The organism is Spirosoma sp. KNUC1025 (assembly GCF_045160025.1).
In the GTDB taxonomy this organism is placed as follows: Bacteria; Bacteroidota; Bacteroidia; order Cytophagales; family Spirosomataceae; genus Spirosoma.
Window position 1 is genome coordinate 6988064 of record NZ_CP087139.1, and the last position, 21199, is coordinate 7009262.

A 21199-nucleotide genomic window follows, 5' to 3' on the forward strand; every position below is an offset into this window, starting at 1 on the left:
TCCCATGACATTCTATCAGGAACAGGTCCAAAAACTACGTGATCAGGTACTTCCGCAATCGTATCAGGTTGGGAAAATCATTCGGGCGAAGCAGTTTATCGATACCAATTTTTCCGATACGATTGATCTGAACGCGATTGCTGAGGCTGCCGCGCTGTCCAAATTTCACTTTCTGCGGCTTTTCAAAAAATGTTACGGGCGCACTCCCCATCAGTATTATACAGAACAACGGCTCCGTAAGGCTAAACAGCTTTTACGAGCGGGCGTATCGACGGCGGACGTCTGCGATACACTCCATTTTGGCAGTGTTACTACGTTCACTGGCTTATTTAAGCGATACACCGGCTCAACTCCGGCAGCGTACCAGCGAAAAAGCAATAGTCAAGAAGCGGAATTTCTGATTTCAATGGATCTTTGCCCGGTATCAATACCGCGATTACATGAAAATCAAACTCCTGAGCATACTGGTTGATAACCAGGACAAAGCCCTCAAATTTTATACGGAAATTTTAGGCTTCATCAAGAAAACGGAAATACCGATGGGTGAGCATAAATGGCTGACGGTTGTATCCAGAGAGGAGCAGGACGGAGCGGAAATTGTGCTCGAGCCCATGGGTTTCCCACCCGCGCAGACCTACCAGGCATCCTTATACGCAGCGGGAATTCCTTTAGCGGCTTTTCAGGTAGATGACATCCATAAAGAATACGAACGGTTAGCGGCCCTGGGCGTTACGTTTAGCATGAAGCCTACTGCTATGGGAGCTGTAACACTAGCCGTTTTTGATGATACCTGCGGCAATAACATTCAACTCTATCAGGTACACTAACGCCAGTATTGAATGATTGAATTGTTGAATGATAGAATGACTGAATAATTCAGTCATTCTATCATTCAACAATTCAATCTATGGATACCTTCCGGCTGACAACGGCGAATGTCGGCTACATCGAAAACCGCCAGCGGCTTTGGCTCCGACTCGATAGCTATTTGCAACGTAGCGAGCATTTGTGACAACGTAACGAAACCCAGCGCACGGGCTTTCTGCCGAACCCCGGGAAACAGTTCGGCCAAACCATAAAGTGGCAGCAACAACACCGGCCACCAATGACCTGGCCCAACAACGTACCAGGGCCGAATGAATGTACAGTTCAACCCACGTTGCCGGGCCATTGTCTCACCTATCTGCCGAACCTGCTGATACGCCTGCATGATGCGAGTGGGTTCCTGCGCTACGCTTACGTAAACAAAATGGGCCACCTGGGCTGTCTGAGCTGCCAGGATAGACTCACGTACAGAAACCAGATCAATTTGTTTGAACGCTTCGGCTTTGGCGGGCGACGGATGAGCCACCCCCAGCAGTTGTACAAACACGCTCCCGGCCGGAATCAGGTCGGCAAAGCTAGCGGCATCAAACGGATCAGCAACGACAATTTCGGCCCCTACGGGCACTTTTTGTTCTGAACCGGGCCGCACCAGGGCGATGACGCGATGCCCGCGCCGTAGGAGTTCACGGATTAATCGACGACCCATATAGCCAGTGCCGCCTGTTATAAAAATAGTTTTCATGTTGTGCAGATGGGCGTTCTGACCTTATCTACACAAGCAGGGGCGTTTGGGATTTGAAACCAGTCAATTTTTGTGGCAGCATTGTTTGCATATTAAGCAGCAATTTTCAGGCGCTGGATAATGGCCTTAACGGGCCTGTCGGAAATTACCCGAACAGTATGCTCAAGATCGACCGGTACGTCCAGATAATCGCCTGCAGAGAGTTGCACCAACGTACCCCCAATCGAACACTCGCAGCGCCCCTCCAGAATCAGAAAACTCTCGCGCTCGTCGTGGTGATCTTCCGGATTAATCGATTCCCGGACCCATACTAAAAATTGCTCTACCTCGTCATCCTGACGTAGCACATGCCCGAACAGATTCCGGTAGCTGACCGGGGGCTGAATCGACGCAACTGTTCGCTGCCACTGATCGGCGTCGGAATAGGCATTGATCAATGGCAACGCATCCAGATTAAAAGCGGGCGCCTGACCCAGCTGGCTAAGCTGCATCATCACCTTGCTTTTCAACGTGGGGCTGGGCGTGCGGGGCTTATCAAGAGCATACTCATTCAGTACGTCGGTCAGGCTATCTAATTCGGCCTGTATTCGCGGAGATTTGCTCGCCATTGCTTCTACCACCTTGGCTTCATCGACGCTGAGGAGCCCTAACACGTATTGTTCGAGTTGACCAGATTGCAAATATTCCTCTTCGTTAACGTGCATCGCTGAATATATTTTTCAATTGCTGTAATGCCATTCGGGTTCGGGTTTTTACCGTACCGAGTGGCATGTTCAGGTTGTCGGCTACTTCCTGCTGGGTATAGCCTTCAAAATAAATAAGATCAATCACCTGACGCAATTTCGGGTCAAGTTTTGCTACTGTATCACTTACGCCAATATGGCTGATATCAATGGCATCGACTATTGTATTCCGTTCTGTATATACACCGTTGGTAAGGGTTTGGATGTCTGTAAACTCCGTGTTTCGGTTCGAACGCAGATAATTAATCGCGGTATTACGGGCAATGTTCAGCAACCATGTAAAGAGCCGCCCCTTGCTGGCGTCGTAACGGTCTATGTTCTTCCATACTTTCACAAAGGCATCCTGTAGTAAGTTTTCAGCGTCCTCGCTGTTCTTAACGATCTTACAAATAATACCCAACAAGGCTGGTGCATACATGTCATAGAGAACAGAATACGCCTTCTGACTACGGACTCTCAAAGCCGTAATCAGCTCATCTTCCAGAATAGGTGGAGGTTTTTTCATAGGGAGTGAAGGGCTTTATCGAACGCATATTTTACCAACTGTTTCGACTGAATGACCTGCCAGGCTGAGTAAGCTTCAATTCTGTATAATCTCCTGATTCTATAGTAATATTACCAGATGCCTGTACGCAGGAACAGCCTGCCAAGCTTTACTTACTTGAGTATTACGCTCCTGACTATCAAGCCATAACGAAATTATCTGGATAGTGTTAGTGTCCAAAATAACGCTAAATCGGCTTTGCATGGCCAAATATAATCTGACAGTCAGATTGTTAGTCTGGCATTTAGTATCCGGTCAGGCCAGAGCCGTAGCTTTTTGATACAACAGCTTGCTTTTCTGAGCAATTGGCCGCTTCTTGTAGCTATATCTTCTTCTTCATGGCAGAAAATCTTTCGAACTCTGTTTCGTCGGCCGGTGTCGCTACGGAACCCACCGAATTTAATCGATCCTTGAGTCTGCTCGACTCCACCCTTATCGTTTCCGGATCTATGATTGGCTCCGGCGTCTTTATTGTCACGGCGGATATGGCGCGTAACCTCGGATCGTCGGGCTGGCTGCTCATGCTGTGGGTACTTACGGGCGTATTGACGGTGGCCGCAGCGCTTAGTTATGGAGAGCTGGCGGGCATGATGCCCAAAGCTGGTGGGCAATACATCTATATTCAACGGGCATTCGGCCATTTGACGGGCTTCGTATACGGCTGGACCGTATTTATGGTTATCCAGACCGGCACCATTGCCGCCGTAGCAGTGGCCTTTACAAAATATACGGCTGTTTTTGTTCCGGCACTTGGCCCCGACAACGTATTGCTGGCCCTCGGCCCGATAAAGGTTACCCTGGGGTCATTGTTTGCCATTTCGAGTTTGGTGCTGCTTACTTGGCTGAATAGCCGTGGCGTTCAGAGTGGCAAATTCATTCAGAATATTTTCACCTCCGCCAAATTAATCGCCCTGCTTGGACTCATTGTGGTTGGCATTACCATTGGGTTGAGCAGTGGGCTCTTGTCAACAAACCTGACCAATGCGTGGGAGGCCAGCAGTACGTCGGCCACGGGCGAGGTCATTCCTTTGGCAGGTATGGCTCTCATACTGGCCTTTGGTACGTCAATGATTGGGTCGCTCTTTTCGGCCGACGCCTGGAACAACGTAACGTTCATTGCGGGTGAAATCAAAAATCCGCGTCGGAACATTCCACTAGCCCTGTTTTTCGGGACCCTTATCGTTACAACGATCTATTTTCTGGCGAACGTTTCCTATCTCTCTTTACTGCCGCTGAAAGGCTCACCCACTGGTACCGACATTATCAGCCGGGGTATTCAGTTTGCCGAAGCCGATCGGGTCGCTACGGCCGCCGTCGAAACAATTTTTGGTAACGTAGCGGTGGCGGTTATGGCCGTCCTGATCATGGTTTCCACCTTTGGCTGCAACAACGGGCTGATTCTGGCCGGAGCGCGTCTGTACTACGCCATGGCTAAAGACGGGCTGTTTCTGAAGCAGGCATCGCACCTGAATCAACACGCTGTGCCGGGGCGGGCGCTGTGGCTGCAATGCATATGGGCATCGCTGTTATGTCTGTCGGGCAGATACGGCGATTTGCTGGATTACTGCACCTTTGCGTCGCTGCTTTTTTACATCATTACCATTATGGGCCTGTTTCGGCTTCGTCGCACAGAACCTAATGCCGAGCGGCCGTACCGTGCGTTTGGTTACCCCATTGTACCAGCGTTGTACATCATTGCCGGGCTGACGATCTGCGCAATATTATTGTATACCAAGACCTTCAATACGGGCATGGGCTTACTGATTGCCGGGCTGGGTATACCGGTTTATTTCCTGACAAAGCGCAGTCAGTAATCCTGGAGGCTACTCTCCTTTTTTGTCAGCCCACGACTTCGGTTGTGGGCTTATTTTTTTATTCACCGGCAACAAATCCTACTGATTCTACACTTCAACAGCTTTGTTTAACACTTGATCGACATTCAACTCGCGCACCCCATTCATGCCTGATAGCTTTGTTTCGTTAATCAATTATCAATCATGCTATTTTTCTTCAAAACTACACCCGCACACCAGCATCTCATCCTTCTCACTGGCCTTCGTGCCTGTTTCTGAGATGGACAGATCACCGGCGCTCTGAAGCGTATTAACTCGTCTTATGGCTGTTTCTAATTTGGAAGGCCAGACCGAGATAAGACAAACAAGCCCCTAACGAACAGAAGCGGTGTCAACTCACACTGACACCGCTTCTCTGCATTAGATCTGGCAGATACTACTGCTGGAAGTACTCTATCCTATCGGCATCACTGTTGTTGATGATTTTTACTTCTCCGCCACTGCCCGCAGCCAGTTGCGTCACTACGCTTAACGTGCCCGACGTAGCGCCCGGCGTCAGTATACCATCAATCCCAAACGAGAGAACATTGCCGGCTGCTACTACCTGTGTCGTGGTCAGTACGTAGTAATCAAGCTCTGAGGTATCATCAAAAGTCCACGCACTGTTCTGCACCGCACGGCCTCCAACGGATGTTGCTGTGCCTGAGAAAGTCAGGCTGATCTTGGGGTCTTTATTGATTCTGACCGTGATTGTCCCGTTCGAACTTACTGAATTAAGTTCTACAACATCACCAACAACCGAGAAGGTAGACGTACCGTAACGGGTAGACGGACCAGCATGAATCACAACGGTTAAGTCTGGCGTAGGGGGTGCCACCAGATTGAGGCCAATGAGTATAGGGTCATGGTCAGATGACCGGAATTGGTCAGGACTATACAAACTGGCTTGTTGGGCCAACGTTTTGTTTTCCGTATTGTAATCCAGCACCGTCGGTTCGTCGGCGTTGATATGCCATTTTTCGGCTCCTGAAACCTGAGATGCCAATGAACTGGTCGCTAGGGCGTGATCGAGCGAACCAACCTGACCATCAAACACATACGAGTATGAAGTAAGCGGGAGCAGATTGCCGAATCCGGCTGCAGCTAGTGTTGTAATCGGATCTTCTTTCGCGTATGCGTTCAAATCGCCAATGATCAGGTAGTCGGGATCGGTTGTTCCGGTAGGGTTTGTTGCTAACCAGTCGGCCAGGTCCTGCGCCTGCCGGGTACGGGTACCATTCGATGCGCCCTGCCCGTCAGCAATATCCGCGTCGCCATCTCCACCGGAACTGGAACCCTTGGATTTGAAGTGATTGACAACAACCGTAAAGACGGCACCCGTTGTGGTTTGCTTAAACGTTTGCGCCAGGGGCTGACGACCCACTAACGTAAAGGCAGCACTCGTCGAGAGAGAAGCGGGGCCCCCGGCAACGCTCACGCTTCCCAGCTTGTAAATCATGCCTACCGTAATGGCATCTGTCGATATACTGGTGCCCGGATTGACGAATGTATAGGAAGTTGTACCTGAAAGCGTATTCAGGCCATTTACCAAATCCTGAATGGCGCTGGCTGAGCCGTAGCCATCGTTTTCAACTTCCATCAGGCCAATGACATCAGCGCCTGAGTTGTACAGATTCTGAAGAACTTTTGTGCGCTGACGGGTAAGTTCATTCTGGTTATTGGCACCCCGCGCCGTTGGAAAACCTCCACCCGTACCATCACCATTAAAGTAGTTGAGCACGTTGGCACTAGCCACTTTAAGCGAACCGCCAACCGTAGGCGGAGTTGTCGGCCGGGCATTTGTTGGCAAGAAATTCACCCCGGTATTCAATTGCAGGCGGTAGCCTTCAAAACGCTCATCCAGTACGGTTGTGATGCTGGCAATCTGATCACCTCCCCGCAACGTATTGGAAGCACTCAGGGGAAGCCCACCCCGGCCGAATAAAATTGGATCTGGATACGACGTACTGCTCCCATCATCCAGAATGATTTTTCGCTTGGCAATTTCGGCCAGATACGTAGCGTAACCGGCAACACTGGGTGTATTATACTGCGTGTATTGATCCAGTCGGGCATCGGTACCGCTTACGTCACTGGGGCCGGTAGCGGATACAACAATCTGCCCATATTGACCTAATTGAAAATATTCTGTTACAGCCAGATTACCCGTTGCAGCGCCCAGGGTCACCAGCATGCCTTCGTAAGGCTCCAGATCAGCTACATTGGCAACCGGCAGGCTTATCACAGCAGGAGCTGGCAGGGTACCTGGTCCCAGATTAACAACGGCAATAAGGTTTGACAACTGGGTTAAGCTGCTGTTGTTTCCACTGGCACTACTGGTAAATTCAGCAACCGTACCCGTTATTTTAACTTTGTCGCTTTCGTTGCCCGTAAAGAGGCCCGCCGGATCGTAAATAAAAATACCTTCCGACGTAAGCGGGTCAGCGTCGGCATCCGCATCTTCTTCCTGCACATAAAAGCCATTGAGCTTTGCCGACCCTAAAAACTTACGGGTGACAATCCCTTCGATACTCTGAGTACCACTGAACGATGTGTTGAACGTAGAGCCGTTGCCCTGAATATCGTGGATTTTAACCAGGGTTACGGGCGGCAGAACCGTAAAGGAGAACGTGTAATCGGCGGCCATGTTATCAGCCGTTCCATCCTGATCCGAGATTTGGGCGGCCAAAGCCGTTACGGTCACCGTTTCACCGTCCGAGAAATCCGCGTCCGGGTTTAAGGTAAAACTGGTGGGGCCACCTGCCAGCGTAAACGAATGCGGGCCGCTTGATGAGCCAACCAGGCTAAACGAACTGGCACCAGCCGTTACAGACTCCGAAAAGGTTACGCTGATGTTGGTGTTCGGCGCTACGTTGGCGGCTGAGTTGGCGGGGCTTGTACTGGCCACCGTTGGTGGTATATCCGCTGCTGACACAATAGTACCAAACAAGCTAACATCATCTAGCCGGAATGTACCCGTCGCCGAAGCCGCAGCGCCACCGCCATCCGCCCGCACCGTGCCGAAGGGGTAAAAGCGGAACGTAACGGTTCCTCCACTGACAGTGGTAATGGGTGCCGCAAAATTCCAGGTTAATACAGTACCGCTTGTCGGGGTCGTCGATGTTGTCATGTCTACCCTCGTCATGTTGAAATTCGCGGCATCCGTGCTGTACGAAACGATCAGCGAATTAGGAGCTGTATTACTCGCCTGTCTGAAAAAAGAAAGCGATGTAAGGTTGAGCGAATACCCACTATTGGCCGTAATACTGAACTCAATGTAGCTGTTGTCTGATCGCGTTGCCGTGTTATTCAACGTAGTGCTGTTGAAAACGCCACCTGCCGTAGTACAGGTAATAGTTTGTCGGCTTAAAGGTGTAGCTGTAGCATTTATTGCCGAAGCACTGGTGAATGAATTTCCCTGGGTTGGGCAAGCCGTTGTTCCATCAAATGAATTTTTGACCAACAATTGCGCATACGCTGAATTCGAAAGTATGCCTATCAGCATCAATATCAGAACATGATAGGGCAGGGGCTTTTTTAAATTGGAATAAAGCCTGAACACGGTGAAAATTTTCCTCATTACTTTTTTGTTAAATTGAGAAATTAATTGTGGTAAAGTAAGCGATTGAGGTTGGCTTATAGTCGCGGGTGAATGTCGGATAGGTACTTGCATACTACGTTTCCTGCCCGTTTTTGTGCCCGGTTTATAAGCATGGTAAAGCCAGATTATTGCCTGACAACTAATACGTTAGTCCTGATTATTAAGTAGATGTGGTGGATTAGGGTGAAAGCGTTCACAGAATAAGCATTAGCCGTTATCAGTGGCGGGTGTGCTGAACATATTTCTGACGCTTTACTGGCTGCCTAACTTAAGAAGCCCAAACCCGGAGGTTAGGGGGCAGTCATCGATTCTGGAGAAAAAATAATGCATTACACGATTAAAAAGTAAACAATATTCAAACGTACAAAAAGACAGATTTTTATTTACCAAGCAGCGTTTTTACAATGTTTTCTTTTACGAAACAGGAAAATCTCCGCATAAAACAAAACAATCTATTTAAAGTCATATAACCTTTGTGCTGACCTGCTTCGTGATATCACCATAGTAAAAGGTCCTGATTTATTACCAGTAGCAACTCTAATTTTTCGTGTCTGCTCGGCTGAATTCGTTACGTTATGCCGTTACCCGGAAAGCCATCATAACTATTTATCGCCCAAACTGTTTGTGTGGCAGTACGGCACTCATTTCCAGCACTAATGGTAAATTTTCAGGGAAACGAAACCGTTCGCATGGAGGCATTCAGCGATGGTGTGTTTGCAATTGATATCACCCTTCTCACTTTTCAGCTAAAAGCCCCCAGCTTAAGGGCAGCCACCTCCAGCCACTCACTGGCCATGGCGCTTTTTGATCAGTGGCCTAACTACATCGCCTACTTTGTCAGTTTTACCACGATTTTCATCATCTGGTTAAACCACCACCGGATGTACAATGTTATTCAGCAGAGTGATTCGCGGTTTATGTTTTACAACGGATTGCTATTACTGTTGGTCAGCATTGTTCCGTTTACGACCTCGTTACTGGCCGACTACATCAATACGCCAGCCCATCAGCTTTCATCCGTCCTGTACATGCTGCTGTTTGCCGGTATATCCTGGACGCTGCTTATCATGTGGAATTACGCAACGGATAACTACCGACTTCTTAAGCGGCCAGCCGCCGATGTTCGGATTCAAACGGTACGTACTAGCCACCTGATCAGCACCGTTACGTATGTACTGGCGGCAGGGCTGTCTCTTTTAGTACCGTTTTTAAGTATTTTAGTCGGTTTAGCAATGGTTGTTTATTTATCCAGATTGAAATATCACCGCGAAAAAGTGATATGATACGCTGTGTAAAGCTATGATAGTTAAGAAATTAGGCGGGTTTCTCTGCATCGGATTGTTTATCAGCTGGGTCAGTGCCTGTACGGGCGTAGGACCTTCTACCAGCCTGTTTCGATCAACCTCTCCTCACGATCAGTATGGACAGTCGCTGAAAGAAGCCAGGCTCGACCGAACGGCTCTTGGTACGGACTGGCTGGAAGCCGGGAACCGGGCCCTTCGCGACTCCCTCAAGATTTCAGTGCCGTATCGTGAAAGTGGGTATTTCTCGGCCAATAAAACGTTCGCTGTGGGCTATCGGCTCGATGCCCAGCGGGGCGATCGTTTTCTTGTACGCGTCGAGACACAGGGCCAGAAAACAGCTCAGGTATTTATTGACGTCTTTTCTCTTGACGACCGAAACCGAACCAGCCTGATCGCAGCGTCAAAGGCCGATACGAACGTACTGGCCTGGGAGCCGCGAAAAACACAAACGTATCTGATTCGCATTCAGCCCGAATTGCTGCGAAGTGGCAGTTACACCATCACCGTCACGCGTGAGCCTGCATTGGCGTTTCCGGTTCAGGGACGCGACAGCCGTCAGATCAGCAGTTATTTCGGCGCTTCCCGCGACGGAGGACGGCGACGACACGAAGGCGTTGATATTTTCGCACCAAAGGGTACGCCCGCCCTCGCTTCGGTGGATGGGATCATAACTGGTGTGGGGTCGAACAGCCTGGGCGGCAACGTAGCCTTCCTGAGCGATAACGACCGAAACATCCGGCTTTATTACGCTCACCTCGACCGCTGGAATGTCAGCAACGGACAACGGGTATCTGTTGGTGATACAGTTGGTTTTGTTGGCAATACGGGCAATGCGCGAACAACAGGCCCGCATCTCCATTTCGGAATTTATGGTTTTACAGATGGGGCTACCGATCCTCTGCCGTTCATCCGACTCGGACGAGGCCCCGCCCGGCAACCCTTACTGGCCGAATCGCGACTGGGTGATTCGGTACGGGTGTCGGCCAGCAAATCCCCGGTTCGGCTGGCTCCAACTGCTGACGCACCTGTTCTTCAGGAACTTCCGAAGTCGTCGGCTTTAACAATTATTGGAGGCACCGAGGCTATGGCTTCGTGTCGAAACGCCGGATGGGCTAATGGGTTACGTCGCTAATAACACGATTGAAGGCGAAAAGCGCCCGCTTCGCCGACTGACATTACCTACCTCCGGAAAATTGGTGGATGCCGCCGGTGGACAGGCAGGCATCCTTAAAACCCTGCCAATGGGATCACCTTTAGATGTATTAGCCGTATCGAATTCGTTTCAGCTGGTACGTAGTGTTGATGGGCAAACAGGCTGGATATTCTTACCAATAGGTATGGAAAAACCGATTAACGCAACCGTTCGTTAAAATCTGGCTAAAATCTTGTTTAGACATTATCTAAATTACGATATGTGATCTATCTTTGTGTTCATTCGCGTAACCATGACAAGTACTGTGCCCGTAACGTACCAGGAAGTATTTCGAACCGACAAAGGAGTAGTTTATCAATGCGATGCCAGCAATCGCCTGATTCTCGAATTTTGGGATACTCACACCCAGTTATCAGTCCGCGATTTTGCGCAATTTCGGCGGATGGTGGAAACGGTCGATGTTCGGCAAATGGCGCTCAGTACCGAAGCCGCTCATGACGTTGAAATTCTGACGCCCCCTCGCTCCGAACGCTGTTATGTTCTGACGCTCTGTGAAATCATTCATCTGCGCGAACTTCTTAATGGCGCAAAACTTATGCTGGAGCTTAATTCGATGTTGCGTGAATGTGGGTGCAGCTTCCCCGAATAAGCATACATAGACTTTTTCTAAATTTCCTGATAATCAGCCGACCCTATAACAGGAGTCGGTTTTTTTATGTTGTTTTGCTATATAGATTTCTCACCGGTAACGGTCACATATCATGAAAGATTTAGCAAGACTACGCACCTCTGTTAAAGAAAGTGTCGAGCTGGCTCTGAACCAGCAAATACAAATGGAGATGATATCCTCCTCTAAATATCTGGCGATGGCAGGCTGGTGCGACCGGAACGGGCTAGATCATTGCGCCGGGTTTTTCTATAACCAGTCGGAAGAAGAGCGTAAGCACGGCATGAAGCTATTTCATTACCTCTGCGACCAGGGTGCTACCGCGTATTCACCCGAAGTTCCGGCCGTTAGTCAGGAATTCGATTCGCTACGTTCAGTTTTTGAAGGTGCTCTCGATCAGGAAATTGCCGTAACGGATTCGATCAACCGCATTATTGGTATCTGCCGCCGGGAAAATGATTATGCCACTGAAGAGTTGCTGAAGTGGTACGTAAAAGAACAAATGGAAGAAGAGTACATTGCCCGTCGCTGCCTCGAGCTGATCGATCAGATCCCGGCCGACCAGGTGTACTATCTGGATAAAAAGCTCGCCAGCGTTACGTACGACGGCAATGTTTTTGAATAACCGACCTATGAGATAGTTGAAAGGCATCCGAACTGGATGCCTTTTTTCGTTAAACTGGTTTGCGGGAGAAACCATAATAAGACGGACTGAAGTTTGTTTGTATAAAGTCTAAATAAATATAATTTTGTAAAAATGACTTCTCACAACGTAATCTATTAATCTCCATGCGTTTGGCTCTGCTTTCACTTGCATTTTGTGGGATCCTGATGAGCGTTCAGGCTCAATCGCTCCCAAAGGCTGACGATGTAGCAGCCATCAAGGGACAATGTGGTTGCCACGATGTCAGCTTTCTTTATGCAGAAACGTTTGCCTCTGACAAGACCTATTCGTTTAAAGATCGGTATACGGCCAAAGGAACCGAATGGGTATTTGTGGAAGAGGAATCGCCAACAAAACTGGTTATCCAGCATTTGCTGGTGATCAGCGATTCACTGGTAGTTAAGCACTGGCGCGAAGACTGGATTTATCAGAACACCAGCCTGCTCAAATTCAACCAGAATGCGTCCTGGAAACGGGAGAAGCTTACTCCAGCGCAAACCAAAGGTCAGTGGACGCAGAAAGTTTTTGAAGTAGACGACAGTCCCCGTTATGAGGGTTCCGCAACCTGGATTCATGCCGATGGCCGAACGTACTGGGAAAGCACGGTAGATGCCCCTCTCCCCCGTCGTGAATACACCAAACGTTCGGATTACAATGTCATGCGCCGAACCAATCACCACGAAATTCGTCCGGATGGGTACGTTCACGAACAGGATAACGACAAAATCATTCGCACGGAAGCAGGCGATCAGCTTTTGGTGTCGGAGAAAGGATTGAATACGTATAAGCGTACCGATGAAAAAAAATGCCAGGCCGCTAAAAGTTGGTGGGCTGCCAATCGGGCGTATTGGGCAGATGTACGCTACGTCTGGAACGACCTATTGGCCAATCGGGATGCGGTGGCGATTAAGGGGCAGGTGAAAGGCCAGGTACTCAGCAGAGAACTGGATGATCTGGCAGCCTCTGCACAGAAAAGCACCTATAATACGGCTACAGGTCGCCAGCTTATACGTCAGACTATCGAGAAATATTTGAAGTAAGTGGAATAAATCAAGTACACAGGATATAAAAAAACCTGCCATCGTCGGATAGCAGGTTTTTTGTTGGGGCTGAACTCTCTTAGCGAGCTGCGCCATAATCCTGGCCAGCGCTCTCAGGGAAGTTTTTCATGATACTGGTCACCGTTTCGCGGAAGGCCTGATCACGATCCCGTTCTTTATTGCGGTTATTCATCTGTCCGGTAGCCCAACCCTGCCAGATAATATCATTGGTGCGGGCGTCCAGTACGTTAATGACTACGCGATTTTCTTCATACTGGCGTGAGTAAACATTGTTCCCCATACCACCGTACCACCAGGAATAAGGTGAGTACATGTTATTCGACTGGATTTGCTGTCTGTCTTTCGAATCGGTGAAGAACCGAACAATCAAATCCGCTTCACCCTGCGTGACGGGCTTGTAGCCGCGTGCTTTGAGTGATTGATCCAGCGCATCGGCAATACGGCGTTGGTTTAGGTTGCTGCCTACAATAGGGTCAGCGTTACGTTGCCGGTCAGCTTCAATACGATACGTTGCAAATTGCCGAACGTTTACTTTCGCATCGTAATCGTATTTAACCGTAATAGCTGGGGCGCAGGACGCCAGCGTACCGGCGACGAACAAACTAGTGATTATGCCTTTGAGTTTCATGTACTTTGAGTCGTTAATTACTGTCAAATCGATTAATAAACGTTGGGAAAACAACCATTCGTATATGACACTTTAATAACTAAAAATGGGGGCTATTCGTTCCTATTTTTATGTCATCCCTATGGATCTCTATTTACGATAACTATCTGACAGTCAAACCATAAACTGTCTTTAAGTATTTTTAACAGAGCATTAATCCATAATTTTTTACAAAGTACGGAATGGTACGTTTTGCCAACGATTTTTTGTCTATAAATAATACCCAGTTTTTGGTCGAACCGTTGCAATGAGCTGGTAAAAAAGTTCGTGCCATGCGCACTACTGACCAGAATCAGCCTTACGCCTAAGTAATCTCAAGTGCTGCCCAAAGTCATCCCGCTAATTTTACCAGGCATACTTGAATGAAATAAAGCATGAAAAAAGCGCTTCTACTTACCGACGGCTCTGTGGATATGGCCCTCTCACTTGGCCAATGGCTTAACAGGCAAACTGAACCCCTTGAGTTGACCGTTGTGTATGCCTACGCGCTCGTTCAGGAAGCAAATCAGCCGTTGAAAGCGGCTGCGCATCGGGAAGCAAACCAAAAGGCGACTGAGAATTTAAATCGTTGGCTTGATTTTCTGCCCCAACCCTGGCCGGATAAACTACGTACCGAAGTACTGCTAGGCAATCCGGAGTTGGTGCTTACCATTCATCTGCTACTGCGCCAGTATGATTATTTACTGATCGATTTCTGGCAGAAAGGTATTTTATCGGCTTTTGTTGCCTGCCAGAATCAGATTACTACGCAACTGCACTGGCTTAATTTACCCGAAGGGTCTAATTGCCCGGTTGACGTGCTGGAATCCATTGAGCAGGCTTTGCAGAAGGAACCTGTTCTGGTGATGGCGAAGAGCTAGGTTTGCTGCGCTTCTACGGCCAGCAAATACACCGTCATCGACTCACCATCTGTCTGAATCCAGTTGTCATATTCAGAAATTGCCTGAAGGCGCTGCTCTTCGGTGATGTAGCCAGCTTTGACTAGCTGCGGCCCCCGCAACTCAGCCACCTCAGCCCATAAACGACTGGTAACAGCAAAGTCGGCATTTCCCCGGCGGCTTATTTCAAACTGAGGTTCAACCTGTATACTCTGAAAACCAATCTGGCGCATCAGCCCGTCCAGATGGTCGGCAATGGCGTTATCAAAACCAGCATCCTTTCGCCATGCTAAAAAAGCATCATAGAACAGGCGCATGGACATCGGGGGTTCCGGTGTCCAGCTGAGTTTCTCGTGGTTGAAGTCGAGTATCGATAAAAAGCCCCCCGGCTTCACAAATCGCTTCATATTCAGGAGTGCCTCTTTGGGCTGAGCCAGCCATTGCAACGTTCGGGAGCAAGTCACTACGTCAAATCGTTCGGCCGTATCAAAGGTGTAAACATCGCCCTGTTCGAAAGCCAGCCCCGCATGATCAGGCGCATTCTGACGGGCCTGATCAATCAGATTCGGGTTTGGATCAATGCCAAGCACGAAACCGGTTGCACCAACTTTTTCGTGAATACTACGGGTAATAGCGCCTGAGCCGCACCCTACGTCGAGCACATGAATACCTGGTCGAAGAAATTTCAGCAGATTCTGGTTGGCATTCTCTACGGTTCTACGCTCTAAAACCGGGTTATGAGCAGCCGGCATTTTGGCCCGTTCGGTAGCGATCTGATCAGCCATAGGAGTAAGGGTAGGTTAGGGTAAAAAATGAGAAAAACGCTGTAGTCGAAGAGGTTGAATATCGAAATCCGTTTGTCCAGACAAAGCTAACTGGGCCAGAATTTGCCCCACAGCCGCCGAATGTTTAAACCCATGTCCCGAACAGGCTGAGGCCAGCACTACGTCAGAACTATCGGGGTGATGATCGATAATAAAATCTCCGTTGGGCGTCATGGTATACAGACAAACCGCTGATTTAATACATGCATGGCCAATACCGACAAAATTAGGCGCTACGTACTGGGCATACATTTGCTGGATTTCGGCTTCGCTAATTGTTCGGTTTACGGTACCCGGCGTGGTCGTCTGCACGTATTGTTCGGTTGCTATCTTTCAGTCCCCCCGCTACGCCCCCAATGGCCGGAAAACCATACAGATCCCGGTCGCTCAGAATATACACCGGCATATGGTCTGGCGTATAAAGGGGATAGTCACCCTGAATATCAAACCAGTACTGAACCTGCCGATACACCTTAAGTAAGTTCCGGTAGGGACTATCCCTAAGCGACTCAGCAATCCAGGGGCCGGACGTCAGCACTAATTTACGGGTCTGATAAACAGCCCGTTCTGTTTGTACGCGAACCATAGTACCGACGGATTCGAATGACAGCATACGCTCGTTGACTTGAACGGAAGCGCCGTTCTGCCGTGCCTGCGCCAGTTGGACCGAAACACATACTTCTGGTCGTAAAAACCCGGCATCTTCCTCAAAATAACCGATGTCGTCATCCAGAAACTGAAACTGAGGGAAGCGCTTCCGAAGTCTGTCGGCATCCAGCACCTGATGAGCAATTTTAAACTGTTCAGCCGCCTGTAGGGTCGTTGTCAGCCAGCCCGGTTTGTTATGCGTTTGTAGCGTTGAGTTTTCTTTCCCTACAAAAAGCCCACCCGTAATGGTCAACAGTTGCTCGCCTGTACGCTGCTCAAGCTCCCGCCAGATTTCGTACGAACGTAACGCGAGCGGCACAAAGTAAATCCCCTCCCCGATAGCCTGCCGGGTAATTCGGCTATCGCTGTGCGTCGACCCCAATGAATGCGGAGGCTCAAACTGATCAATGCCGAGTACATTGGGCGTTTGTTTTGAAAGCTGATAAAGGGCAGCACTTCCAACGGCGCCTAATCCAACAACTATTGCGTCAAAAACCATGCAGACTGATTTATTCGTCAAGCTTCCCCGGCAAAGATAAGGGCAAACGCTCCTCATCAACTCCGCCCCTGACAGCCAACATTACGATTGCCTTATTATGAATATTTTAACGGCTCGATAGCAGTATTTCCAGAATAGAACCGGCTTTATTTGAAGTCGTTCGTCAGGCCAGCTTCCAGCGACTATTCTTTCTCAACTAAAAATCCGGAATTAAGCTTCCGAACCCTAAACTTGCATGCATACCTTCAATATTAATCGTCGTCGTTTTCTCCAGAGTTCATCAGCGGCTCTCGCTCTTTCTACGTTTGGAGAACGAGGTTTAGATCTTATCAACCCGCCCCAAACACTCCGTGTAGGACTGATTGGTACAGGCTGGTATGGCAAAAGTGATTTGCTTCGATTGGTTCAGGTAGCTCCCGTAGAGGTGGTAGCCTTGTGTGATGTTGACAAGCACATGCTTGAGGATGCGGGTAAACTCGTCAGTCAGCGCCAGAAATCGGGCAAGGTTCCCAAGCTGTACGGCGATTACCAGAAAATGCTGGCTGATAATAAGCTGGATATTGTTCTGATTGGTACGCCCGACCACTGGCATGCGCTCCAGATGATCGATGCTGTAAAGGCTGGTTCGCACGTGTACGTTCAGAAACCGATCAGCGTCGACGTAATGGAAGGCGAAGCCATGGTGGCGGCAGCACGCAAATACAATAAGGTGGTTCAGGTGGGCACTCAGCGTAAAAGCACCCCACACCTGATTACGGCCAAGAAAGAGATTGTGGATGCCGGACTGCTTGGTAAAGTATCGCACGTAGAAATGTGCTGCTACCTGCATATGCGCAACAACGGCAACCCGCCCGTGCAGGCAGTGCCTGATTTCCTGGATTACAACATGTGGACCGGACCAGCACCGTTACGTCCGTATGATGGTCTGCCCCACGTCCGCTGGTGGCGTACCTTTATGGAATACGGCAACGGCATCACGGGCGACATGTGCGTGCATATGCTGGACACCGTGCGCTGGATGCTGAAACTTGGCTGGCCAAAACGTATTAGTTCCGAAGGAGGTATTTACGTTCAGAAAGATGGCAAATCCAATATCTCCGATACGCAATCGGCTGTTTTTGAATACGATGGCTTAAACTGCGTTTGGCAACATCGTACCTGGGGAACGCCCAATAACCCCGACTACCCCTGGTCGTTTACGCTCTACGGTGAAAAAGGAACGCTGTGGGCCAGTACGATGCAGTGTGATTTTATTCCGGATGATAAAGAGGGTAAGAAAATCCACCTGGATGTTGTTTACGAGAAAGAAAAGTATCCTGAGGATCTGACCAAGCCGACCAACCCCAAAATTGAACTGAATGCGGCTCCGGCAACCCGGCTGCATATGCTTAATTTCCTGGACGCTATCGATAAAGGCACCCGCCCCGTGGCCGACATTGAGGAAGGACATATTTCGACGGCGAGTTGTATTCTGGCCAATATGTCCATGAAAATGGGGCGGCCCGTTGTTTATGATCCGAAGAAACGGGAGATCGTGGGTGACCGGGAAACCAGCAAATTACTCGAACGCCCCTACCGCGACCCGTATAAACATCCCGATCCGAACAAAGTATAGCTAATTTTTTTGCTAGTCCGACTTGACCCCGACAGGTTCAGCTTACATAACTGACCTTGCCGGGGTCAATCCATACTAAGAACCACCAATGAACGTACTGACTTTTCTTCTTTATCTGCCGTTGTTAGGATCGATTGATAGCAGCAATGTCGTTGAAAAAACCACAGCACCAACCAAAATGGCCAAAGCCGATACGCCCTGGAAACTGGTCTGGGCCGATGAATTCGAGACAGACGGGCTCCCTAATCCTAAAAACTGGAAATTTGAGCAGGGTTTCGTGCGGAATCATGAGCTTCAATGGTATCAGTCGGATAACGCCCGCTGCAAAAATGGCTTGCTTATCATTGAAGCCCGGCGGGAACATCGACCCAATCCGACGTATCAGGTAAACAGTGACAGCTGGCAGAAAAACCGGGCGTTTATCGACTATACAGCCTCCAGTTTACACACAAAAGGCTTACACAGCTGGCAATACGGACGTTTTGAGATGCGGGGCCGTATCGACACAAGCCCCGGTATGTGGCCTGCTTTCTGGACGCTGGGTGTTTCGGGAGAATGGCCATCCAACGGCGAAATTGACATCATGGAGTACTATCGAAACCAGTTGCTGGCCAACGTAGCATGGGGAACAAATACCCGCTATACAGCGAAATGGAGGACGACCAAAAAGCCAATTCCGTCCTTTAATGATCGCGGGTGGGCGAAAAAATTCCATACCTGGCGGATGGATTGGGACGAAAAAGCGATTCGCCTGTTTGTTGACGATCAGCTGCTGAACGAAGTTTTGTTGAGTGAAACCATCAATCAGGATGGCACGGGTCGTAATCCTTTCCAATCCCCTCATTACCTGTTACTTAATCTGGCCGTCGGGGGCGACAATGGGGAGATCCGGCTGTCATTACGTTCCCCAGGCATTTCGAAGTGGATTATGTGCGAGTCTATCAAAAGTAAGCCGTTTTCGTGGTCCGTGGTATCAGTTTTGAGAAACTGACACCACGGACCACGAAACTGACTGAATCACGGAATTGTCTACGGTTTTATCAGGATTTTACCCCACCGGCCATGGCGGTCGGCATGCTCAACCGCTTCGACAATCTGATCGAGCGAATAAGACGCTTCAACCGGCAACTGAATATGCCCGGACGCCAGTAAGCTGATTACCTGCTGCGCCACTTCCTGCCGGGTATGGCTATCAACACGACGCATCCAATCCGTAAGCCAGAACCCTTTAACCGTCAACTCCCGGAAGATCATCAAACCCGCATTGAAAACTGGCTCCTGCAAACTCAGCACCCCGTAGATAATCATCGTCCCCCCTTTACCCAGACATTTGAGTGCTTCGGAAGTTGTATGTCCACCTACAGCGTCGAGTACGCAGGCCACCCCAGCGCCTTCTGTAATCTGCTTCACGCGGGCAGCCATGTTATCGGTCTCCGTATTGATTATTTCGGTCAGGCCAAGCGCTTTCAGTTCATCATTCAGATCATTCCGGCGAACGGTACCAATGGTTTTAATGCCGCGCATCCGGCACAGTTGAATTACGATTTTGCCAAATGCTGACCCGGCCGCCGTAATCATCAGCCAGCCGCCCTCCTTTACGCCCGAATCCTGCACCATAGCATAGGCCGTAAAGGGATTTACAAACAACTGGGCGGCCAGATCATCCGATATGGTATCGGGTACGGGTATCAGACTACGCTGGTGAGCAATGGCATACTCCGACCACGTACCAATACTGGTAAAACTCACCCGCAAACCAGTTCGCATCTGCACACCTTCACCCAGGGCATCCACAATTCCGACCCCTTCAAACCCGGCCCCCGATGGCAACTGAGGTCGAATGCCATACAGATTCTGCACAAACATGAGATCGGATGGATTGATGGGGCTGGCAATGACTTTTACCCGAACTTCATTCGGCCCGGGCTCTGGTAAGGAAATCTCAGTTGATTTGAGAATTTCTGCAGGTTTACCAGTATGTTCAAATACGATGCTTTTCATTTGTCGATGCGTCAACTAGCTGTTAGTCAATAAAGGAATATTTTTCATTACGTTTGGAATGGCGGCAAAAATATGATTTAATTTGCACAAATTATTCCTAAACCTTGAATATAGTGGTTAGGCGTCAGTTGATGATCAATAGGTAAAACAGTTGTTAAAACGCCTTATTGATTTTCAACTATCGACTAACCACTATTAATTTTCATGCTCACCTCTCCTTTTCTTGGCGAACTAATCGGCACGCTGGTTCTTATATTGTTGGGTAATGGCGTTGTCGCCAACGTAGTGTTAAAACAAACAAAGGGGGAGGCATCGGGCTGGATCGTGATTACAGCCGGATGGGCGTTTGCTGTAACAATGGGCGTGTTTGTTGCGAAAGCGTTTGGCAGTATCGATGCCCACCTCAATCCAGCCGTTACGCTTGCCTTCGCTGTTGCCACCAACGATTATAGTCACATAGTGCCGTACATTACCGCCCAGATGATTGGCGCATTTCTGGGTGCTACGTTGGTTTGGTTACATTACCTGCCTCACTGGGCAGCTACCCCCGATCCATTCGACAAGCTGGCGTGTTTTTCCACTGGTCCGGCTATTCGCAGCGTCGGGGCTAATTTCCTGAGCGAAGCCATGGCAACGCTGGTGCTGATTCTTGGTCTGGCGGGCATTTCGTCTAAAAACCTGGGGGAGCTGGCTATTGGCGTCGGACCGTATCTGGTGGGCATTCTGGTATGGAGCATTGGGCTTTCGTTAGGCGGTACAACCGGTTATGCCATGAGCCCCGCCCGCGATTTTAGTCCACGATTAGCGCACGCTCTATTACCGATTCCGGGCAAAGGGTCTTCTGACTGGGGTTATGCCTGGATTCCTATAGTAGGTCCACTGGTTGGTGCAGCCCTTGGCGGGATATTGATTCGGTGGTTTGCTTTATAAT

At 49.3% G+C, this 21199-nt stretch carries 21 protein-coding genes and 1 pseudogene; 13 read left to right on the forward strand and 9 right to left on the reverse strand.

What is annotated here, in order from left to right; translation table 11 throughout:
* Nucleotides 1–4 precede the first annotated feature (4 nt).
* Nucleotides 5–472, forward strand: a complete 468-nt coding sequence (locus LN737_RS30480; RefSeq protein ID WP_405514978.1) for a helix-turn-helix domain-containing protein — start codon at nucleotides 5–7, stop codon at nucleotides 470–472.
* A complete protein-coding gene (locus LN737_RS30485; RefSeq protein WP_405514980.1) occupies nucleotides 441–827 on the forward strand; it encodes a VOC family protein in 387 nt (128 codons plus the stop codon). The genes LN737_RS30480 and LN737_RS30485 overlap by 32 nt, the downstream gene beginning before the upstream one ends.
* Nucleotides 828–892: 65 nt before the next feature.
* On the opposite strand, the gene LN737_RS30490 is transcribed toward LN737_RS30485, so the two are convergent.
* The 3 genes from LN737_RS30490 to LN737_RS30500 all read right to left on the reverse strand — a co-directional run bounded on the left by LN737_RS30490 (nucleotide 893) and on the right by LN737_RS30500 (nucleotide 2815).
* Nucleotides 893–1567, reverse strand: coding sequence for an SDR family oxidoreductase (locus LN737_RS30490; protein ID WP_405514982.1), 675 nt, complete (start codon nucleotides 1565–1567; stop codon nucleotides 893–895).
* 92 nt (nucleotides 1568–1659) lie between these two features.
* On the reverse strand, nucleotides 1660–2271 hold the full coding sequence (locus LN737_RS30495; protein ID WP_405514984.1) for a cupin domain-containing protein: 612 nt from the start codon (nucleotides 2269–2271) through the stop codon (nucleotides 1660–1662).
* On the reverse strand, nucleotides 2261–2815 hold the full coding sequence (locus LN737_RS30500) for an RNA polymerase sigma factor (protein ID WP_405514986.1): 555 nt from the start codon (nucleotides 2813–2815) through the stop codon (nucleotides 2261–2263). The genes LN737_RS30495 and LN737_RS30500 overlap by 11 nt, the downstream gene beginning before the upstream one ends.
* A 377-nt stretch (nucleotides 2816–3192) precedes the next feature.
* Between LN737_RS30500 and LN737_RS30505 the strand changes: the two genes are divergently transcribed.
* Nucleotides 3193–4668 carry an APC family permease gene (locus LN737_RS30505; RefSeq protein ID WP_405514988.1) on the forward strand — a complete coding sequence of 492 codons (1476 nt, stop codon included), beginning with the start codon at nucleotides 3193–3195 and terminating at the stop codon, nucleotides 4666–4668.
* A gap of 415 nt (nucleotides 4669–5083) precedes the next feature.
* On the opposite strand, the gene LN737_RS30510 is transcribed toward LN737_RS30505, so the two are convergent.
* Nucleotides 5084–8266, reverse strand: a complete 3183-nt coding sequence (locus LN737_RS30510; RefSeq protein ID WP_405514990.1) for an ExeM/NucH family extracellular endonuclease — start codon at nucleotides 8264–8266, stop codon at nucleotides 5084–5086.
* Between the two features lie 677 nt (nucleotides 8267–8943).
* On the opposite strand from LN737_RS30510, the gene LN737_RS30515 reads away from it, so the two are divergent.
* The 6 genes from LN737_RS30515 (at nucleotide 8944) to LN737_RS30540 (ending at nucleotide 13115) form a co-directional block, all read left to right on the forward strand.
* Nucleotides 8944–9570: a TMEM175 family protein gene (locus tag LN737_RS30515; protein WP_405514992.1), complete on the forward strand. Its 627-nt coding sequence runs from the start codon at nucleotides 8944–8946 to the stop codon at nucleotides 9568–9570.
* Nucleotides 9571–9586: 16 nt separating this feature from the next.
* Nucleotides 9587–10723, forward strand: a complete 1137-nt coding sequence (locus LN737_RS30520; protein ID WP_405514994.1) for a M23 family metallopeptidase — start codon at nucleotides 9587–9589, stop codon at nucleotides 10721–10723.
* Nucleotides 10707–10961 carry an SH3 domain-containing protein gene (locus LN737_RS30525; RefSeq protein WP_405514996.1) on the forward strand — a complete coding sequence of 85 codons (255 nt, stop codon included), beginning with the start codon at nucleotides 10707–10709 and terminating at the stop codon, nucleotides 10959–10961. Before LN737_RS30520 ends, LN737_RS30525 begins: the two co-directional genes overlap by 17 nt.
* Before the next feature lie 75 nt (nucleotides 10962–11036).
* Entirely contained in the window at nucleotides 11037–11393 is a 357-nt protein-coding gene (locus LN737_RS30530) for a hypothetical protein (RefSeq protein ID WP_405514998.1), read from the forward strand.
* Nucleotides 11394–11505: 112 nt separating this feature from the next.
* Entirely contained in the window at nucleotides 11506–12036 is a 531-nt protein-coding gene (locus LN737_RS30535; protein WP_405514999.1) for a ferritin, read from the forward strand.
* Between the two features lie 206 nt (nucleotides 12037–12242).
* A complete protein-coding gene (locus LN737_RS30540; protein WP_405515000.1) occupies nucleotides 12243–13115 on the forward strand; it encodes a DUF6607 family protein in 873 nt (290 codons plus the stop codon).
* A gap of 79 nt (nucleotides 13116–13194) precedes the next feature.
* Here LN737_RS30540 and LN737_RS30545 read toward each other — a convergent pair whose 3' ends face one another.
* Nucleotides 13195–13764 (reverse strand): DUF4136 domain-containing protein, encoded by a 570-nt coding sequence (locus LN737_RS30545; RefSeq protein ID WP_405515001.1) that lies wholly within the window; start codon nucleotides 13762–13764, stop codon nucleotides 13195–13197.
* A gap of 413 nt (nucleotides 13765–14177) precedes the next feature.
* Here LN737_RS30545 and LN737_RS30550 point away from each other — a divergent pair, with 413 nt between their 5' ends.
* Nucleotides 14178–14663, forward strand: coding sequence for a hypothetical protein (locus LN737_RS30550; RefSeq protein ID WP_405515002.1), 486 nt, complete (start codon nucleotides 14178–14180; stop codon nucleotides 14661–14663).
* Here the strand turns inward: LN737_RS30550 and LN737_RS30555 are convergent.
* From LN737_RS30555 to solA, 3 genes are read right to left on the reverse strand one after another with little or no spacing between them, the layout of a single operon-like run.
* Nucleotides 14660–15466: a class I SAM-dependent methyltransferase gene (locus LN737_RS30555; RefSeq protein ID WP_405515004.1), complete on the reverse strand. Its 807-nt coding sequence runs from the start codon at nucleotides 15464–15466 to the stop codon at nucleotides 14660–14662. The two genes, LN737_RS30550 and LN737_RS30555, sit on opposite strands and share 4 nt — an antisense overlap.
* 15 nt (nucleotides 15467–15481) lie before the next feature.
* The gene (locus LN737_RS30560; RefSeq protein ID WP_405515006.1) at nucleotides 15482–15817 is read right to left on the reverse strand and encodes an FAD-dependent oxidoreductase; all 336 of its coding nucleotides are present in this window, start codon (nucleotides 15815–15817) and stop codon (nucleotides 15482–15484) included.
* A complete protein-coding gene (gene solA, locus LN737_RS30565; protein ID WP_405515008.1) occupies nucleotides 15777–16652 on the reverse strand; it encodes an N-methyl-L-tryptophan oxidase in 876 nt (291 codons plus the stop codon). Before solA ends, LN737_RS30560 begins: the two co-directional genes overlap by 41 nt.
* A 235-nt stretch (nucleotides 16653–16887) precedes the next feature.
* Between solA and LN737_RS30570 the strand changes: the two genes are divergently transcribed.
* Together LN737_RS30570 and LN737_RS30575 are read left to right on the forward strand one after the other, a co-directional pair.
* Nucleotides 16888–18267, forward strand: a complete 1380-nt coding sequence (locus LN737_RS30570) for a Gfo/Idh/MocA family protein (protein ID WP_405515010.1) — start codon at nucleotides 16888–16890, stop codon at nucleotides 18265–18267.
* A gap of 178 nt (nucleotides 18268–18445) precedes the next feature.
* A pseudogene (locus tag LN737_RS30575) lies at nucleotides 18446–19218 on the forward strand (family 16 glycosylhydrolase).
* A gap of 78 nt (nucleotides 19219–19296) precedes the next feature.
* Here LN737_RS30575 and LN737_RS30580 read toward each other — a convergent pair.
* A complete protein-coding gene (locus LN737_RS30580) occupies nucleotides 19297–20268 on the reverse strand; it encodes a zinc-dependent alcohol dehydrogenase family protein (protein ID WP_405515012.1) in 972 nt (323 codons plus the stop codon).
* A 204-nt stretch (nucleotides 20269–20472) separates the two neighbouring features.
* On the opposite strand from LN737_RS30580, the gene LN737_RS30585 reads away from it, so the two are divergent.
* Nucleotides 20473–21198, forward strand: coding sequence for an MIP/aquaporin family protein (locus LN737_RS30585; RefSeq protein WP_405515013.1), 726 nt, complete (start codon nucleotides 20473–20475; stop codon nucleotides 21196–21198).
* Nucleotide 21199 lies beyond the last annotated feature (1 nt).

Excerpts from the sequence above, each read along its gene's own strand:
- LN737_RS30480 (WP_405514978.1), top strand. The coding sequence starts at position 5 with ATGACATTCTATCAGGAACAGGTCCAAAAACTACGTGATCAGGTACTT.
- LN737_RS30485 (WP_405514980.1), top strand. The coding sequence starts at position 441 with ATGAAAATCAAACTCCTGAGCATACTGGTTGATAACCAGGACAAAGCC.
- LN737_RS30490 (WP_405514982.1), bottom strand. The coding sequence starts at position 1,567 with ATGAAAACTATTTTTATAACAGGCGGCACTGGCTATATGGGTCGTCGA.
- LN737_RS30495 (WP_405514984.1), bottom strand. The coding sequence starts at position 2,271 with ATGCACGTTAACGAAGAGGAATATTTGCAATCTGGTCAACTCGAACAA.
- LN737_RS30500 (WP_405514986.1), bottom strand. The coding sequence starts at position 2,815 with ATGAAAAAACCTCCACCTATTCTGGAAGATGAGCTGATTACGGCTTTG.
- LN737_RS30505 (WP_405514988.1), top strand. The coding sequence starts at position 3,193 with ATGGCAGAAAATCTTTCGAACTCTGTTTCGTCGGCCGGTGTCGCTACG.
- LN737_RS30510 (WP_405514990.1), bottom strand. The coding sequence starts at position 8,266 with ATGAGGAAAATTTTCACCGTGTTCAGGCTTTATTCCAATTTAAAAAAG.
- LN737_RS30515 (WP_405514992.1), top strand. The coding sequence starts at position 8,944 with ATGGTAAATTTTCAGGGAAACGAAACCGTTCGCATGGAGGCATTCAGC.
- LN737_RS30520 (WP_405514994.1), top strand. The coding sequence starts at position 9,587 with ATGATAGTTAAGAAATTAGGCGGGTTTCTCTGCATCGGATTGTTTATC.
- LN737_RS30525 (WP_405514996.1), top strand. The coding sequence starts at position 10,707 with ATGGGTTACGTCGCTAATAACACGATTGAAGGCGAAAAGCGCCCGCTT.
- LN737_RS30530 (WP_405514998.1), top strand. The coding sequence starts at position 11,037 with ATGACAAGTACTGTGCCCGTAACGTACCAGGAAGTATTTCGAACCGAC.
- LN737_RS30535 (WP_405514999.1), top strand. The coding sequence starts at position 11,506 with ATGAAAGATTTAGCAAGACTACGCACCTCTGTTAAAGAAAGTGTCGAG.
- LN737_RS30540 (WP_405515000.1), top strand. The coding sequence starts at position 12,243 with ATGAGCGTTCAGGCTCAATCGCTCCCAAAGGCTGACGATGTAGCAGCC.
- LN737_RS30545 (WP_405515001.1), bottom strand. The coding sequence starts at position 13,764 with ATGAAACTCAAAGGCATAATCACTAGTTTGTTCGTCGCCGGTACGCTG.
- LN737_RS30550 (WP_405515002.1), top strand. The coding sequence starts at position 14,178 with ATGAAAAAAGCGCTTCTACTTACCGACGGCTCTGTGGATATGGCCCTC.
- LN737_RS30555 (WP_405515004.1), bottom strand. The coding sequence starts at position 15,466 with ATGGCTGATCAGATCGCTACCGAACGGGCCAAAATGCCGGCTGCTCAT.
- solA (WP_405515008.1), bottom strand. The coding sequence starts at position 16,652 with ATGGTTTTTGACGCAATAGTTGTTGGATTAGGCGCCGTTGGAAGTGCT.
- LN737_RS30570 (WP_405515010.1), top strand. The coding sequence starts at position 16,888 with ATGCATACCTTCAATATTAATCGTCGTCGTTTTCTCCAGAGTTCATCA.
- LN737_RS30580 (WP_405515012.1), bottom strand. The coding sequence starts at position 20,268 with ATGAAAAGCATCGTATTTGAACATACTGGTAAACCTGCAGAAATTCTC.
- LN737_RS30585 (WP_405515013.1), top strand. The coding sequence starts at position 20,473 with ATGCTCACCTCTCCTTTTCTTGGCGAACTAATCGGCACGCTGGTTCTT.